We start from the raw sequence: 15,361 nt of genomic DNA on the forward strand, positions 1-15,361 counted from the left end.
CCTCTTTTCTAAATAATTTATAAAATTACTTTACCTTTTTCTAAAATTAATTCTCCATCTACCTTCATAGTAGGCTTTTTAATAATAATATCTAAATGCATTGGACAGGCTACTATTCCTCCAAACCCTAAATTATCTCCTGCACCAAAATGTAATGTTTCTGCACAACCTTCATCTTCTAACATTCTTCCAATTAATTTACATTCACTATTCAATCCAATTCCTATCTCTCCAATATTATAAGTATTTGGATCATTATATTCTTCCAATATATCTTTTAAAATTTCAGCTTCTTCTCCTCCTAAAATTTTTGTAATTTTTCCTTTTTTTACAATTAAAGTAATATCTTCTTTAATTACTCCTAGCTTAGGGTGAGGAATACTTCCATCTACAATTATTTTTCCATTAGCAGTATTTTCTACAGCACATGTTGCACATTCAATATCTGGAGGAGAAGATGAAGTGTTAGCTTCTAAACTTCTTCCATATTGAGGATTTGGAGCTCTATTTTCTATAGAACAAGTAAAATATGTTCCTTTTTCTGTTGTAATAATACATTCTTTTTTATCCTTTAGTTTTTCTGCCACTTTTGTACAAGTTTCCCCTATTTTTATAAAATCAGCAAACAATCCTCCTTTTTGTAACATTTCAAGATTATAGTCTGCCATATTTACAAACCTTGCACCATTCTTTACAGCTTCTCTTCTAGCTTTTGAATGGAATAGAGAAAAATTTGTCGCTCCAAAAATCACATCTGCTTCTTTCATAGCCACAGCTACAACATCATTAGGATCATCACCATGCATTTTAGTTTCTTCCATTAAAATTAAAGACTTTCTTGAAAAACCTTCAGCTGCATCATAAAGCGCCCTTGCAACCTCATATGAAGTTGGATCTGTTACAAATAACAATTTTTCATCTTTTTTGCTATTTGAGCAAGTGGTTAATAAAATTTTAGCTCCATCATAGATCATATTAAAACTCCTTTCTTTTATGCATCTTACATGTAAGTTGAATTTAAATAGATTTTATCATTGTATTATCGCAGTGTCAATATATTATGTTAAATTTTATTTAAATTTGTATACTTATATATAATCTTATATAATGCAAAATATGGTATAATATTTATATCTAAAATATTAGAGGAGAATGTAAATGCAAATTAAGAGAAGAGAAAATTTAACCGACCAAACCTATGATATATTAAAAAAAATGATTTTATCAGGTGATTTCAAGCCAGGTAAAGTAGTTAGTATTAATTCTTTAAGTCAAGAACTTAACATCAGCAGAACTCCTTTAACAAATGCTTTTCAAAAATTAGAATTAGAAAATTTTGTTGATATAATTCCAAAACAGGGAGTAATTATAAAACCCATAACACTAAAAGAAGCAAGAGAAATTTATGAACTTCGTGCTGCTTTAGAGTCATTTGCTGCAAAAAAATCATTTGATTTTATTACAAAACACCATGTTGATTGGATTAAAAATAGTATAAAAATTCAAGAAACTGCTGTTAAAAATAAAGATATTAAAAATTTTATGTCTGAAGATATAAAATTTCATATGTATTTATTAAAAATTTATGATAATACTTACTTTAATTCTATAATTAAAAATCTCTATGATAGAGCTTATATGCTTGGTGTTAAGGGAAGTCATTATAATAATAGGCTAAAAGATGCTTTAGAAGAGCACAAAACTATTTACAAGGCAATTTTAGAAAAAAATAAAGAAAAATATGTAAAAGCTGTTGAAGATAATGTCATAAAAGGATATATAAACTTAACTGGTTACTATAATATATATTAACAATATAATTCATCAAAAAATTCTTTTATTATTAATATATATTACTTGTCTAGGATTGTTACTAGTTTATATTTATATATTGATATTAGTAAATTTTATGCTTATAATAAGTATAAACTTACTAATTTCTATAACACTTTAATAATTATTTTTTCTCCTTATATTAAACTTTGCATATATTTTTATTATGTTAATATTATAATTCCTTAGCAATCATAACCACTGGCTAATCCGGTGGTTTGTTATGCACCTATAAGGGGCTGTTACCGGCAGCATTTCATGCTTTGAATTTTCTTTCTCGTGCACATTTTTCACAGCTAGTGCTAAAGCACTTTAGTTTCTGCTTTTGTTCACTTGCTCACCCGTAAACGGGTCTATAAATTCTTTCATACTTATTTGATTTGACATATAATCTTCTTTCAATTGATTCTTTATATATTCTTGTATTTTCTTTGCATTTTTTCCCGCTGTATCTACATAATATCCTCTACACCAAAAATGTCTATTTCCATACTTATATTTTAAATTCGCATGCCTATCAAATATTATTAAACTGCCTTTTCCTTTTAAATAGCCCATTATTTGTGAAATACTGTATTTTGGTGGGATTTCCAAAAGCATATGAATGTGGTCTGGACAACATTCTGCTTATATTATATTTATTCCTTTTCTCTCGCATAAATCTCTTAATATTTTTCCTATGTCTTGTTTTAATCTTCCATATATTATTTGTCTTCTATACTTCGGTGCAAATACTATATGATACTTACAATTCCAAGTTGTATGTGATAAACTATTTTTATCCATTTGGATACCTCCCTGATTTTGATTATGCTACTGCCTGTAACTTAATCATTATATCATGGGAGGTTTTTTGCTTGAAGCTAAAGCTATTATTCCTACCACCAGCATAGCTGGTGGTTTTTTCATGCTTAAGCGTACAATAAAATCTCACACCATTACAATATTACACACTCTATTATTTTGTATTTTATTTCTTTTGACATATATTATGTTTTATTATAAAATAATATATCATGTCCACGTAGCTCAGTAGGATAGAGCACACGCCTCCTAAGCGTGGGGTCGGAGGTTCGATTCCTCTCGCGGACGCCATATCACTTGCTTTTTGCAGGTGATTTTTTATGCTTATTAAGAATTATTGAGCTCTATTACATTTATAACTGGTACTTCATAAGGATGATTTTCTTTTATTATTTTCATTACTTTAGATAAGTCTTCTCGTCTTATTCTAAATTCAACTTTATTTTCTAAAACATCTTCTATTTTTCCAAGACTTCCTATATATGGATTTGCACCTTCTATGGGTCTAAAATGTCCTATAACTGGAGTTTCTGCATAGCAAAAGTCATAATTTTCCTCTTTTAAAAATCCGCCTTTATTTATTTTTTCCATTAGTTTTTTTGTATTTTCTTTTGGGATAAATACTTCTATTTTTACAAATTTCATTACAAACCTCCCATATTTTTATACCCAAATTAAATAAAAATTGTTTTAAATTTTATTCAATGGCTATAAATAAATTGGGAGGAGAAATTATGATAAAATTAATAATTAAAATCCTTGTAAGTGGATTAGCTATCCTTTTAACTTCTGCACTTTCTATAGGAATTCAAACAGATGGATATTCAACTGCTATTATGGCAGCTATTGTAATTGGAATTTTAGACTGGGCTATAAATAAATTCACAGGTATTGACGCTTCACCCTTTGGTAGAGGAGCTGTAGGTTTTGTAGTTGCAGCTATTATTCTATTTATTACAGGTAGAATTGTAGATGGATTTACTGTATCAATTCTTGGTGCTGTTGTTGGTGCTATCATTCTTGGTATTGTGGATTCCTTTTTACCAGCGGACAAAAAAACTATGTGATTAAATTTTAGGACTCGAGAAAATCTCGGGTCTTTTTATTTTTGTGAATAAGTCTTTTTATTTTTGAAAGTTATTCACATTTTTTATTTTTTATCTACATTTGTTACTAATATTTATTAAAAAAGCCTATGAGTTAAATAAAAATCTCATAGGCTAAAATTTTATTTATTTATTTTTTGTCTATTCTCTCTACTGAAATTATTTGTATAACTCCGCCAGTTGCCATTTTTACAATTTGGAAAATGTAATTTCCATCTTCCACAATTACTCCAGTATCTGCTTCTTCTGCATTTTTAATTAGTAGTGCAGATACATAACCTCCTAGTGTAGTTGATTCACCTGGGTCTATGTCAAATCCATACTTTCTGTTGAGTATTTTAATTGGAGTCGATGCAGAATATTCGTTTTGTTCATTTGCTGTACTATCCATGCTTACACCAGTCAATAAAAATTTTCTAACGGCAAATAATACTGCTATTGCAATTGTTGCAATAAGTAAGTCCACCATTGTGTCCGAGTATACCAGCATCTTTCTAGATATTACAAGTAATATTAAGTGAATAATATTTGTGTCAGTATGAGCAATCATCAATACCACAAATTCTATTGCTATTACAAGTAAAAGCACATGAGAAAGAAAATTTTGAAATATTTTATAAGAAAGTGTGGCATCGCTTGTTATTATTTTAAAATAGTATTTTAAAATATCAGGTACTGATATTACAACTCCAGCTATTAGCATAATAGACACAACTATTTCAAATATATTTACTAGTTTTAAAAGTGTAACTAGATACCTATTTCTATTCATTAAACCTCCATAGTTTTAGCAAGCTCTTTTTTCATTTTTTCTAAAACTTTCTTTTCTATTCTAGAAACTGTCATTTGAGAAATGTTTAGTTCCTTTGCAATTACAACTTGTGTTTTTTTGTTAAAATATCTGTCTATTAAAATAGTTTTTTCAACTTCGTCTAAATTTTCCATTGCTCTTTTAAAGAAGTCATTTGATTCTATTTTATCAAAATATTTTTCCTCTATTCCTATTAGATCAGATAGATTTACTTCACTTTCGTCACCTGATTCATAAGTTACATCAAGCGACTGAGGAGTATAGACTTTTGATGCTTCCATTGATTCCATAATTTCTTCTGGGGTTGAATTTAAAAATTCTGCAATTTCATCAATAGTAGGAGTTTTTTGATATTTTTGAGATAAAGTAACAGTTGCATTTGCTATTTTTTTAGAAAGCTCTTGGATTCTTCTTGGAACTCTAATTGTCCATCCATTGTCCCTAAAATACTTTTTTATTTCTCCAATTATAGTTGGTGTTGCAAAAGATGAAAATTCAAATCCTTTGTCTGGATTATATCTCTGTATTGCATAGATTAATCCAATAGATGCCACTTGATATATGTCGTCATAATCTATGCCCCTACCTGCGTATTTTTTAGATAGAATTTCTGCTATATAAAGATGCTCTTCGATTAAAATATCTCTTATTTCTTGGTTCTGAGTTTCGTGATATTCTTTAAAAAGTTCTCTTCTCTCTTCCTTTGTAAGTCTTCTATCTAAATTGTTGTATTCTTTTAAATTCATAATAAATCCTTAAAATTTTTTTGACAAAATAAATTTATTTCCATCAAAATAGCATTCATCTACAAGAGATTCAATAATAGTTTTTGAAAGAAATAATTTCTCAGATTTTTCTAACTTTTCTTCTTTGATCTCACTTACACAAATCTTTATATTTTTTTCTTCTATTTCAAATACTATGTCAATATGATCAAGATCAGTTAAACTTAATGAAATATTTAAGCTTTCTGTGACTGCCATTTTCAAATCTTCTATTTCTTCAATATTTCTATTTAGTAGATTTAAAATACCTGATAACATTAATCTTACTGTTGAAAAGTATTTGGCATCATTAGGTATTTGATATTTAAGTGTATCCATACTACCCCCTTATTTCAAACATGTCGTCAAGTTTTGTTATCTTAAAGAGCTTCATAATTGATTTATTTAAATTTTCAATTACAATTTTATTTCCATCTTTTTCTAATTCTTTTAAAATATAGATAAGTGAACCAAGACCTGTTGAATCAAGATATTCCAAATCACTACAATCAAATAAAATATCTTTTTTATATTTTTCATAATATTTTATAGATTTTTCTTTGAATTTTTTTGTATTATATACATCCAATTCTCCCTTTGGATATAAAATTAAAAATTCATTAGTGTCTTTTGATTCTAATTTAAATTCCATAAAGCCTCCTAATCTCCAATATAATTTGCTACAGCTACAACTTTTGCGTCAGTCAAATTCATAAGTTTAACGCCAGATGTGTTTCTTCCTTGTATAGAAATATCTTCTGTTAAAATTCTAATAATAACTCCAGAATCTGCAATTATCATTACATCATCTTCTTTTTCCACTACTGCTGCAGATGCTAAATCACCAGTCTTTTTAGTAATTTTATAAGTTAAAAGACCCTTTCCTCCTCTGTTTTGTGGTCTATATTTAGAAATTTCAGTTAATTTTCCAAATCCATTTTCGGATATTACTAATAAATATTTGTCATCATAGGCAAGATCTGATGAAACTAAAATATCTCCATCATCAAGATTAATAGATTTAACTCCCATAGAATTTCTACCTGATTTTCTAACTTGTTCTTCGTTAAATCTTATTGCAAGACCCTTTTTAGTTACAAGTATTACGTCTTCATTATTCTTTGTTAAATGAACATTAATTAACTTATCATCTTTATTTAATTTTATAGCAATTATTCCAGATTTTCTAATATTTTTGTAATCTTTAAAAGGCGTTCTTTTTATAAGTCCCTTTTCAGTAACCATTAAGAAATTCATGTCAGGATCGTATTCTTTCACTGGAATTATCGATGTAACTTTTTCTCCTTCTTCTAGTTGAAGTAGATTAATAATTGCAGTTCCTCTTGAAGTTCGGGAATCCTCTGGAATTTCATATGCTTTTAATTTAAATACATTTCCTAGAGATGTAAAAAATAAAATCATATCATGAGTTGATGTGACAAAAAGTTCCTTTACAAAATCTTTATCTCTCATATTTCCTGACGAAACTCCTCTTCCACCTCTTTTTTGTGGCTTATAAGTTCCCTCACTCATTCTCTTAATATATCCAAATTGAGTAAGTGTTATTACGACATCTTCTCTCTTTATAATATCTTCTACTTCTATATCAGTTCTGTCATGAGAAATTACAGTTCTTCTCAAATCTCCATACTTTGCTTTTATTTCAAGAAGCTCATCTTTTATTAGGTTCATAAGTACGTCATTATTTTCCAAAATTTCTTTAAACCATTTTATGTCAGCTTGAAGTTTTTCATATTCAGCTTCAAGTCTTTCTCTTTCAAGTCCTGTAAGTCTTCTTATTCTCATGTCTAAAATAGCTTGAGATTGTGCATCAGTTAATTTAAATTCTTCATAGAATTTTTTCTTTGCTTCAGAATCATCTTTTGATGCTCTTACTATCTTTATAATTCTGTCAATATTATCAAGTGCTATAAAAAGTCCTTCAACTATATGAGCTCTCTTTTCAGCTTTGTCTAAATCAAATTTAGTCCTTCTTGTAACTACTTCAACTTGGTGATCAACATAATATCTTATAATTTCTTTTAAATTTAGAATTTCTGGTTTTCCATTTACTAGTGCAAGATTTATAATTCCAAAAGTTGTTTGCATTTGCGTATTTTTATAAAGTTTATTTAAAACAACTTCTGCATTGGCATCTTTTTTTAATTCAACAATTATGTTGATTCCCTTTCTATTTGAAGCATCTGTAATATTTGAAATTCCATCAATTACTTTATTTTTTGCAAGATCTGCAATTTTCATTATAAGTGCAGACTTATTAACTTGGTAAGGAAGTTCTGTTATAACTATTTTTTCACGATTATTTTTAAAACTTTTTATATCTGCAATTGCCCTTACAATTATTTTTCCTCTACCTGTTTCATAGGCTTCTTTAATCCCTTCAGTACCCATAATTTGAGCTCCTGTTGGAAAATCTGGTCCCTTTATAATTTCATTTAATTCACTAATAGAAATATTGTCATTGTCAATATAAGCTATGATTCCATCAATTGACTCCTTCATATTATGTGGAGCCATATTTGTAGCCATACCTACGGCAATACCACTAGATCCATTTACCAAAAGATTTGGAAATCTTGCTGGAAGAATAGTTGGTTCCTTTTCATTTTCATCAAAGTTTGGAACAAAATCAACTGTATCTTTATTTATATCCCTTAGCATTTCTTCTGCAAGTTTAGTCATTCTAACTTCTGTGTAACGCATTGCTGCAGCACCATCGCCGTCTATATTACCAAAGTTTCCTTGACCATCTACAAGTGGATATCTAGTATTAAAATCTTGTGCAAGTCTTACTGTTGCTTCATAAATTGAAGAGTCACCATGAGGGTGATACTTACCCATTACATCCCCAACAAGCCTTGCAGATTTTCTATATGGTCCATTAGATGCAAGATTAAGACCTTGCATTCCATATAAAATTCTTCTGTGAACTGGTTTAAGTCCATCTCTTACATCAGGAAGTGCTCTCGCCACTATTACAGACATTGAATAATCGAGATAAGAAGACCTCATTTTTTTATTAATATCAACATCAAGTATTCCTGATTCTATAAAGTTATTTTCAGTCATCTTTCACCCCTATGCATCTATATAATCTGCATAAACTGCATTTTCTGTTATAAATTCTCTTCTTGGTTCAACCTCTGAACCCATTAAAATTGTAAAAGTGTCATCAGCTTCTGTTAAATCATCTATATTTACTTTTAAAAGAAGTCTGTTGTCTGGATTCATTGTAGTTTCCCAAAGTTGTTCAGGATTCATTTCTCCTAGACCTTTATATCTTTTAATATTTATCTTTGCATCTTTGTATTCTTTAAGTGCAAGCTTAAGTTCCTTTTCGTCGTGACAATATCTAAGTATTTTAGTTCCCTTTTCTATGCCAAATAGTGGAGCTTGTGCAACATAAACATGTCCCTCTTCTATAAGAGGTTTCATATATCTAAAAAATAATGTTAAAAGAAGAGTCATAATGTGGGCACCGTCTACGTCGGCATCAGTCATAATTATAATTTTATCATATCTTAGTTTTTCTATATTAAACTCTTCTCCAATTCCTGTCCCAAAGGCAGTAATCATTGCACGAATTTCAGATGAATTTAATATTTTATCTAATCTTGCCTTTTCAACATTCATGATCTTTCCTCTTAAAGGAAGAATTGCTTGATACTCTGAATCTCTTCCGTCCTTTGCAGAACCACCAGCAGAATTACCTTCGACCAAAAAGATTTCATTTCTCTCTGGATCATCATTTTGACAATCTGCAAGCTTACCTGGAAGAGTCATTGACTCTAGATTATTTTTCTTTCTAGTTAAATCTCTTGCCTTTCTAGCAGCTTCTCTTGCACGTCTTGCTGAAAGGGCTTTATCTAAAATTTGTTTTCCAATTTTTGGATTTTCTTCCAAGAAAATTGTCAAGTTTTCAGATAAAACTGAATCTACAATTCCTCTTGTTTCTGAATTTCCAAGTTTTCCCTTAGTTTGTCCTTCAAATTGTGGGTTAGGAAGTTTTACACTTATTACTGCAGAAATTCCTTCTCTTACATCTTCACCTGAAAGATTTTCTTCTTTTTCCTTTATAAGGTTATTTTTTCTTCCATAGTCATTTAACGTTCTAGTAAGAGCAGATCTAAAACCTGAAAGGTGACTTCCTCCTTCTTCAGTATTAATATTATTTGCAAAGGAAAGCACAACTTCTGAATAAGAATCTGTATATTGAATTGCAATTTCAACTGCAGTTTCTTCTCTTACTTCATCTATATATATTATTTCGTCATGAATTGGTTTTTTCTTATGATTTATAAATTCAACAAAGGATTTAATTCCACCTTCATAGTAAAATACTTCTCTTAAGTTTTTTCTATCATCTATAAATTCAATTTTAATTCCCTTGTTTAGAAAAGCCATTTCTCTAAATCTTTTAGAGAGAATTTCGTCAGAAAACTCCACAGTTTCAAAAATTGTATCATCTGGTTCAAAATAAATTTTAGTACCTGTGTCATCAATTTTTGTTTCTCCAATAACTTCAAGTTCAGTTTTTCTAATGCCTCTAGAAAACTCTTGTCTATAAATTTTGCCATCTCTTTTTACAGTAGCAACTAATTTATTTGAAAGAGCATTTACTACAGATACACCTACACCATGAAGTCCACCAGAAACTTTATATGCAGAATTGTTAAATTTTCCACCTGCATGAAGAATTGTAAGTACAGTTTCTACTGTTGATTTTCCAGTTTGTGGATGTATTGCAACTGGAATACCTGAACCATTATCAGAAATTTCTACACTTCCATTTTTATTTATTTTTATAATTATATGATCACATATTCCAGCAAGAGCTTCATCAATTGAATTGTCTACAACTTCATATACTAAATGATGAAGCCCTCTTGGTCCAGTTGAACCAATATACATACCAGGTCTTTTTCTAACTGGATCTAAACCCTCTAATACCTGTATGTCCGATGCGTCATAATGTCTTTTGTCTTTCGCCATTTTATCTCCTATTCTAATAAATTACTTTACCTTCACTTATTCTATAAAAATTTGCATCAACTGATTTTAAAAATTCATCAGTTTCTGTTGTAGTAATAAATGTCTGTAAATCCTTTAATGAATGTAATAAATACCTACTTCTATTTGAATCAATTTCTGAGAAAACATCATCTAAAAGAAGAACAGGTTTTATTTTATATAAATTTCTTATTAAATCTGCTTCAGCTAACTTTAAACTAAGTACAATACTTCTTTGTTCGCCTTGAGAACCATAATTCCTAGAAGAAAATCTATTAATTTTAAAATCTAAATCATCTCTATGAGGACCAATAGTCGTGTATTTTTTTTCTAAATCTTTAGAAAGAGAATCCTTTAAAAGTACTAAATAATTTTCCATAAGTTCTTTCTCATCGACTAAAACTGGAACTGTTGAAAGATAAGTTATACTTAGATCATCCCCAGAAATTAATTTATAATGCTCTTTAGAAATTTCATTTAATCTCTTTATGATCTTTAGTCTCATAATAATTATTTTAGTTCCATTTTTTACTATTTCCCTATCATAGACATCTAAAAGATTTTTGTCTATATTCATCTTTAGAAGTTTATTTCTCTCGAATAAAAGCCTTCTATATTTGTACATATAAAAATCATAATTTAGATCAATATTTGACAATAAATCATCTAAAAATTTTCTTCTTTCCCTAGGTGAATATTTTATCATATTAAGATCATCAGGGTTAAAAAGTATAACAAACCTAGATTTTTTGTAATCCTTGGTATTTACTTTTTCATCATTTATAAATAATTTTTTATTTTCAAATTTTGAAATTTCAACTCTATAATCATCCTTGTAATCATCAATATTATATCTTGTAATAATACTAGAATAATTTTCATCAATATTAATTAGATCTTTATCTTTTGAATTTCTAAAAGAATTTGCCTTTACAGACATATATATTGATTCAATTAAATTTGTTTTCCCCGAAGCATTTAAGCCATAGAGTACGTTTATATTTTCACCAGGAATAAAATCTAAACTCTTATAATTTCTGAAATTAAAAAGTCTTAGATATTTGAGTTTCATTTCTCACCAATTATATATTCATTTCCTTCAAAGGAAATTTTATCTCCCTTGTGTAATTTTTTTCCTCTTCTAGTTTCAACTTCTCCATTAACTTTTACATTTCCCTCTAATATCATATTCTTGGCAAAGCCACCTGATTCACAAAGTCCTGTAAGCTTTAAAAAGGAGTCTAGTTTTATAAATTCAGTATCTATATTTATAGTTTCCATAATTACCCCGCAAGTCTAACTGGAAGCACAAGATATATATAGGAGTCATCTCCTTTTTCTGTTATTATTAATGGATTTACAGAATCTGTGAAATTAAGAACAATATCTTCAGATTCTAAAATTTTAACTCCATCTAAAATATATCTTGAATTAAAAGCAATATCTAAAATTTCTTCATGTTCTGATGTTTTAACCTTTTCAAAAACATCTCCAATTTCCGAATTACTCTTAATATTTATGTGATTTTCTAATACATTTAATTTAATAAGATTTGCTCTATCTTCTCTCGCAAGAAGAGATGCTCTTTCAACTGCGAATTGAAATTCTCTTTTAGATACAATAGTAGAAATTTTGTGTTCATCTCTCAGAAGCGCACTGTAACTAAAAAATTCGCCACTTAATAATGTACTATAAAATATAGTATTATCAAATTTAAAAACTATATTGTTTTTTGAAATATTAAGAGTTACATCTATATCATTATCTATTATCTTTACAAGTTCATTAAGAGATCTTGATGGTATAATAATTGAATTTTCAATTCCCGTTTCCTTTTCAAGTTTTTGAATTGCCAATCTAAATCCATCTAGTGCAACGAAGTTTATAAAATTCTTCTTTATATCCATAAATACACCAGTGAAAACAATTCTAGATTCGTCATTGGAAACTGCGAAAGTAGTTTTCTTTACAATATTTTTTAAATCTTTTGCAGAAATATCTAATTTAATATCATCTTCAACCTTGGGAAGATCTGGATATTCATCTGCCTTTTGAGTTGAAATATTAAAAATAGAATCTCCACACTTTAAATTCATAGTGTAATTTTCTACATTTATATTTATAATATCATTTTCAAGTTTTCTAACAATATCTCCAAAGAGTCTTGAATTTATTACAATTTCTCCTTCTCTTTCAACTATTGCATTTAATTTAGTTTTAATGCTTATCTCTGTATCAGTAGCAGCTAATATTAAAGTATTATCTTTAGCTGTTATTTTTATGCCTTCGAGTATTTGCATAGTTGTTCTCTGAGAAATTGCTTTTTGAACTATTGAAATATGTTTTGTCAGTTCTTTTCTATTAACCTTTATTAGCATTTTTTCCTCCTAGAAATATAGTATATAAAATAGTAATAGTAGTAGGGCTTGTTAATTTGTGTATAAGTCCTAAAAACATTGAGATTTATAAAAATTTAACATTGATAACATGTGGATAAGTTTTTGACTTTTAAAAAATTATCCACAATTAAGATTTTATTTCCTTTATTAAATTTGTTATTTCAATTTTAAATATAGGATCATTATCTAAATCATGAGTTATTTTATCGTATGCGTGAATTACAGTTGAGTGATCACGCCCGCCAAATACATCACCTATTTTTGGAAGGCTTAAATCAGTAAGTTCTCTAGTAATATACATGGCTATTTGTCTTGGATAAGCAATAGCATTAGTTCTCTTTCGTGAATTTAAATCGTCTATAGTTAAGCCGTATTTTTTGGCAACTTCTGATTTTATAAATTCTGCTGTAATTTGTTTTTTTGCTTTAGTTTCGTAAATATCCTGAAGAACTATAGCGGCAGAATCAACAGAAATATCAGAATCTGTCAGCTTTGAATATGCCATAACGCGGGAAAGCGCCCCTTCAAGTTCTCTAATATTACTTCTTACATTTTCAGCTATAAAATTCATAACTTCTTGGCTAATATTAAAACCCTCAGAGTCAGCTTTTTTCCTAAGAATTGCAATTCTAGTTTCCAAATCAGGAGGTCCAATGTCTACTACAAGTCCCCAAGCAAATCTTGAAATCAACCTTTCTTCAAGACTTTTAATGTCTTTAGGTGGTTTATCAGAAGTTAAGACAATTTGTTTATTTTGTTCGTGAAGCTCATTAAAAGTATGAAAAAACTCTTCTTGAGTTCTGTCTTTATCAGCGATAAATTGGATATCATCAATTAAGAGAAGGTCTACTTTTCTGTACTTATTTCTAAATTCTTCATTTTTATTAGTTTGAATGGAATTTATAAGTTCATTTGTAAATTGCTCACTTGTAACATATAAAATTTTTTTAGTAGGATCTTGCTCTAGTACAAAATGTCCAATTGCGTGCATTAAATGGGTCTTGCCAAGTCCAACACCTCCATATATAAAGAGTGGATTTGAAAATGCATTTTGCGGGTTTTCATAATTTTCAGAAACTGCAAGTGCCGCTGCATGGGCAAATTCGTTACTCTTTCCAACTACAAAAGTTTCAAAAGTGTATTTAGGATTGAGCCTTGATACATTTAGAAAAGGCTTATTTATAAGTCCTGCAGGGTTTGAATCGGTGGATTCATCATCTGAAATAATATTAATATCAAAATCAATTCCAGTAATTTCCTTTAAAGCATCACCAACTAAATCAAAATGTCTTTTATTATTTACGAGATAATCTCTTATAAAAGGCGATGGAACTTTAATTACAATTTTTTTGCTATCGTAGTCAATTGATTTTGGAAGCATTCTTGAAAACCAAGTGGAATATGTAACTTGAGACATAGATCTTTTTTCAAGTTCTTTTAAAAAAGTTTCCCACATTGTGGAAAGTTCTTTATCCATATTTCCTCCTCATTAACAATTTTTATATTGTTGATAAATTGTAGTTAATAATTAAATCTACAAATGTGAATAAATCTGTGGATAAATAAATATAAACAATAAAATTCATATAAAATGTTGATAACTTTTTGTAGAAATTAGATTATTTCTATTTTTTACAAAATAAAAATAAAATTATCAACATCTTATCAACATAATGTTAATAACTTTACTTATAAACAAATTTGTTTTTATCTACAAACAATTTATATTTATCCACATATATTTTAACAAATAATGATAGACTTATCAACAATAAGGGATTTTACAAGATTTTAAAATTTTTATTGTTATAATATTTAAAATTAAAAATTAAGAGCTTATTTGCTATTAAATCATCTATATTACTTGACAATTTAACCATTTGTAAATAAAATGATAAAGATAGAAAGAGGTGAGAACTTTGAAGAGAACTTTTCAACCAAAAAACAAACAAAGAAAAAGAGAACATGGTTTTCGTTCAAGAATGAGAACTAGAGCAGGTAGAGCCGTTATTAAGGCAAGAAGAAGAAAGGGCAGAAAGAGACTTTCAGCTTAGGTTTATAATGAAGGATTGTTATTTAAAAAAGAATAGTGAATTTCAGAGGGTTTATTCTAACAAAAAAATTTCTGGATCTAAGTATATTACTCTTTTTACTATTGAAAATAAAAGAGATTATCCAAGATTTGGTATTACTACTACTAAAAAAATTGGAAATGCCGTAAATAGAAATTTCGTTAGAAGAAGATTAAAACACCTTTTAAGAGAGAATTCTCACAAAATAAAACCAGGTTACGATTATGTATTTGTTGCTAAAAAGGATGCATGTGATTCTGATTTTAAAGACTTTAGGAGTTCTTTTTTTTCTGTTTTAAAAAGACAAAAGAAGATGATTAAATGAGTAAAATTTGTATGTTATTAATAAGATTTTATCAAAAATTTATTTCTACATATCTTTTACCAGGAAGACACTGTAGATTTACACCCACTTGTTCACAATATAGTTATGAAGCCTACGAGAAATATGGTTTTTTTAAAGGTACTTATCTTACTATTAGAAGAATTTTAAAATGCCATCCCTTTCACAAAGGCGGTTACGATCCTCTCATTTAAAATT

General features: G+C 28.3%; 17 protein-coding genes, 1 tRNA gene and 1 pseudogene. 6 read left to right on the top strand and 13 right to left on the bottom strand.

The features are described from left to right. Positions 1 to 17 precede the first annotated feature (17 nt). On the bottom strand, positions 18 to 974 hold the full coding sequence (locus tag BIV18_RS05775) for an aminopeptidase (RefSeq protein WP_075659707.1): 957 nt from the start codon (positions 972 to 974) through the stop codon (positions 18 to 20). 184 nt (positions 975 to 1,158) lie between these two features. Here BIV18_RS05775 and BIV18_RS05780 point away from each other — a divergent pair, with 184 nt between their 5' ends. Further along, positions 1,159 to 1,812, top strand: coding sequence for a GntR family transcriptional regulator (locus BIV18_RS05780; RefSeq protein ID WP_075659708.1), 654 nt, complete (start codon positions 1,159 to 1,161; stop codon positions 1,810 to 1,812). Between the two features lie 333 nt (positions 1,813 to 2,145). On the opposite strand, the pseudogene tnpA reads toward BIV18_RS05780, so the two are convergent. Then, positions 2,146 to 2,619: pseudogene (gene tnpA, locus BIV18_RS05785) on the bottom strand (IS200/IS605 family transposase). A gap of 232 nt (positions 2,620 to 2,851) precedes the next feature. On the opposite strand from tnpA, the gene BIV18_RS05795 reads away from it, so the two are divergent. Next, a tRNA-Arg gene (locus BIV18_RS05795) sits at positions 2,852 to 2,928 on the top strand. Positions 2,929 to 2,964: 36 nt separating this feature from the next. Here BIV18_RS05795 and cutA read toward each other — a convergent pair. After that, the gene (gene cutA / locus BIV18_RS05800; RefSeq protein ID WP_075659710.1) at positions 2,965 to 3,282 is read right to left on the bottom strand and encodes a divalent cation tolerance protein CutA; all 318 of its coding nucleotides are present in this window, start codon (positions 3,280 to 3,282) and stop codon (positions 2,965 to 2,967) included. Positions 3,283 to 3,371: 89 nt separating this feature from the next. Between cutA and BIV18_RS05805 the strand changes: the two genes are divergently transcribed. After that, a complete protein-coding gene (locus tag BIV18_RS05805; protein ID WP_075659711.1) occupies positions 3,372 to 3,704 on the top strand; it encodes a phage holin family protein in 333 nt (110 codons plus the stop codon). A gap of 169 nt (positions 3,705 to 3,873) precedes the next feature. Here the strand turns inward: BIV18_RS05805 and BIV18_RS05810 are convergent, their stop codons facing one another. The 10 genes from BIV18_RS05810 to dnaA all read right to left on the bottom strand — a co-directional run bounded on the left by BIV18_RS05810 (position 3,874) and on the right by dnaA (position 14,225). After that, positions 3,874 to 4,515 (bottom strand): HlyC/CorC family transporter associated domain-containing protein, encoded by a 642-nt coding sequence (locus BIV18_RS05810; RefSeq protein ID WP_075659712.1) that lies wholly within the window; start codon positions 4,513 to 4,515, stop codon positions 3,874 to 3,876. After that, positions 4,515 to 5,300, bottom strand: coding sequence for a SigB/SigF/SigG family RNA polymerase sigma factor (locus tag BIV18_RS05815; protein WP_075659713.1), 786 nt, complete (start codon positions 5,298 to 5,300; stop codon positions 4,515 to 4,517). The genes BIV18_RS05810 and BIV18_RS05815 overlap by 1 nt, the downstream gene beginning before the upstream one ends. A 9-nt stretch (positions 5,301 to 5,309) precedes the next feature. Further along, complete coding sequence (locus BIV18_RS05820) at positions 5,310 to 5,657, bottom strand: ATP-binding protein (protein ID WP_075659714.1); 348 nt, start codon at positions 5,655 to 5,657, stop codon at positions 5,310 to 5,312. Position 5,658: 1 nt separating this feature from the next. Beyond that, entirely contained in the window at positions 5,659 to 5,970 is a 312-nt protein-coding gene (locus tag BIV18_RS05825; protein WP_075659715.1) for an STAS domain-containing protein, read from the bottom strand. 8 nt (positions 5,971 to 5,978) lie between these two features. Next, complete coding sequence (gyrA, locus tag BIV18_RS05830; RefSeq protein ID WP_075659716.1) at positions 5,979 to 8,408, bottom strand: DNA gyrase subunit A; 2,430 nt, start codon at positions 8,406 to 8,408, stop codon at positions 5,979 to 5,981. A gap of 9 nt (positions 8,409 to 8,417) precedes the next feature. After that, positions 8,418 to 10,331, bottom strand: coding sequence for a DNA topoisomerase (ATP-hydrolyzing) subunit B (gene gyrB, locus BIV18_RS05835; protein ID WP_075659717.1), 1,914 nt, complete (start codon positions 10,329 to 10,331; stop codon positions 8,418 to 8,420). Between the two features lie 13 nt (positions 10,332 to 10,344). Continuing rightward, the gene (recF, locus tag BIV18_RS05840; protein WP_075659718.1) at positions 10,345 to 11,421 is read right to left on the bottom strand and encodes a DNA replication/repair protein RecF; all 1,077 of its coding nucleotides are present in this window, start codon (positions 11,419 to 11,421) and stop codon (positions 10,345 to 10,347) included. Then, positions 11,418 to 11,630: a S4 domain-containing protein YaaA gene (yaaA, locus tag BIV18_RS05845; RefSeq protein ID WP_075659719.1), complete on the bottom strand. Its 213-nt coding sequence runs from the start codon at positions 11,628 to 11,630 to the stop codon at positions 11,418 to 11,420. Before yaaA ends, recF begins: the two co-directional genes overlap by 4 nt. A 2-nt stretch (positions 11,631 to 11,632) precedes the next feature. Further along, positions 11,633 to 12,727 carry a DNA polymerase III subunit beta gene (dnaN, locus tag BIV18_RS05850; protein WP_075659720.1) on the bottom strand — a complete coding sequence of 365 codons (1,095 nt, stop codon included), beginning with the start codon at positions 12,725 to 12,727 and terminating at the stop codon, positions 11,633 to 11,635. 148 nt (positions 12,728 to 12,875) lie between these two features. Then, on the bottom strand, positions 12,876 to 14,225 hold the full coding sequence (gene dnaA, locus BIV18_RS05855) for a chromosomal replication initiator protein DnaA (RefSeq protein WP_075659721.1): 1,350 nt from the start codon (positions 14,223 to 14,225) through the stop codon (positions 12,876 to 12,878). 442 nt (positions 14,226 to 14,667) lie between these two features. Between dnaA and rpmH the strand changes: the two genes are divergently transcribed. The 3 genes from rpmH to yidD are packed head-to-tail and all read left to right on the top strand — an operon-like array spanning position 14,668 to position 15,357. After that, positions 14,668 to 14,802, top strand: coding sequence for a 50S ribosomal protein L34 (rpmH, locus tag BIV18_RS05860; RefSeq protein ID WP_019139068.1), 135 nt, complete (start codon positions 14,668 to 14,670; stop codon positions 14,800 to 14,802). A 7-nt stretch (positions 14,803 to 14,809) separates the two neighbouring features. Then, entirely contained in the window at positions 14,810 to 15,145 is a 336-nt protein-coding gene (gene rnpA / locus BIV18_RS05865; protein ID WP_083635538.1) for a ribonuclease P protein component, read from the top strand. Continuing rightward, complete coding sequence (yidD, locus tag BIV18_RS05870) at positions 15,142 to 15,357, top strand: membrane protein insertion efficiency factor YidD (RefSeq protein ID WP_075659723.1); 216 nt, start codon at positions 15,142 to 15,144, stop codon at positions 15,355 to 15,357. The genes rnpA and yidD overlap by 4 nt, the downstream gene beginning before the upstream one ends. Positions 15,358 to 15,361: the final 4 nt, after the last annotated feature.

The organism is Peptoniphilus grossensis, from assembly GCF_001940285.1.
In the GTDB taxonomy this organism is placed as follows: Bacteria; Bacillota; Clostridia; order Tissierellales; family Peptoniphilaceae; genus Peptoniphilus_A; species Peptoniphilus_A faecalis.

Coding starts and splice junctions, on each gene's coding strand:
- BIV18_RS05775 (WP_075659707.1), bottom strand. CDS start 974: ATGATCTATGATGGAGCTAAAATTTTATTAACCACTTGCTCAAATAGC.
- BIV18_RS05780 (WP_075659708.1), top strand. CDS start 1,159: ATGCAAATTAAGAGAAGAGAAAATTTAACCGACCAAACCTATGATATA.
- cutA (WP_075659710.1), bottom strand. CDS start 3,282: ATGAAATTTGTAAAAATAGAAGTATTTATCCCAAAAGAAAATACAAAA.
- BIV18_RS05805 (WP_075659711.1), top strand. CDS start 3,372: ATGATAAAATTAATAATTAAAATCCTTGTAAGTGGATTAGCTATCCTT.
- BIV18_RS05810 (WP_075659712.1), bottom strand. CDS start 4,515: ATGAATAGAAATAGGTATCTAGTTACACTTTTAAAACTAGTAAATATA.
- BIV18_RS05815 (WP_075659713.1), bottom strand. CDS start 5,300: ATGAATTTAAAAGAATACAACAATTTAGATAGAAGACTTACAAAGGAA.
- BIV18_RS05820 (WP_075659714.1), bottom strand. CDS start 5,657: ATGGATACACTTAAATATCAAATACCTAATGATGCCAAATACTTTTCA.
- BIV18_RS05825 (WP_075659715.1), bottom strand. CDS start 5,970: ATGGAATTTAAATTAGAATCAAAAGACACTAATGAATTTTTAATTTTA.
- gyrA (WP_075659716.1), bottom strand. CDS start 8,408: ATGACTGAAAATAACTTTATAGAATCAGGAATACTTGATGTTGATATT.
- gyrB (WP_075659717.1), bottom strand. CDS start 10,331: ATGGCGAAAGACAAAAGACATTATGACGCATCGGACATACAGGTATTA.
- recF (WP_075659718.1), bottom strand. CDS start 11,421: ATGAAACTCAAATATCTAAGACTTTTTAATTTCAGAAATTATAAGAGT.
- yaaA (WP_075659719.1), bottom strand. CDS start 11,630: ATGGAAACTATAAATATAGATACTGAATTTATAAAACTAGACTCCTTT.
- dnaN (WP_075659720.1), bottom strand. CDS start 12,727: ATGCTAATAAAGGTTAATAGAAAAGAACTGACAAAACATATTTCAATA.
- dnaA (WP_075659721.1), bottom strand. CDS start 14,225: ATGGATAAAGAACTTTCCACAATGTGGGAAACTTTTTTAAAAGAACTT.
- rnpA (WP_083635538.1), top strand. CDS start 14,810: ATGAAGGATTGTTATTTAAAAAAGAATAGTGAATTTCAGAGGGTTTAT.
- yidD (WP_075659723.1), top strand. CDS start 15,142: ATGAGTAAAATTTGTATGTTATTAATAAGATTTTATCAAAAATTTATT.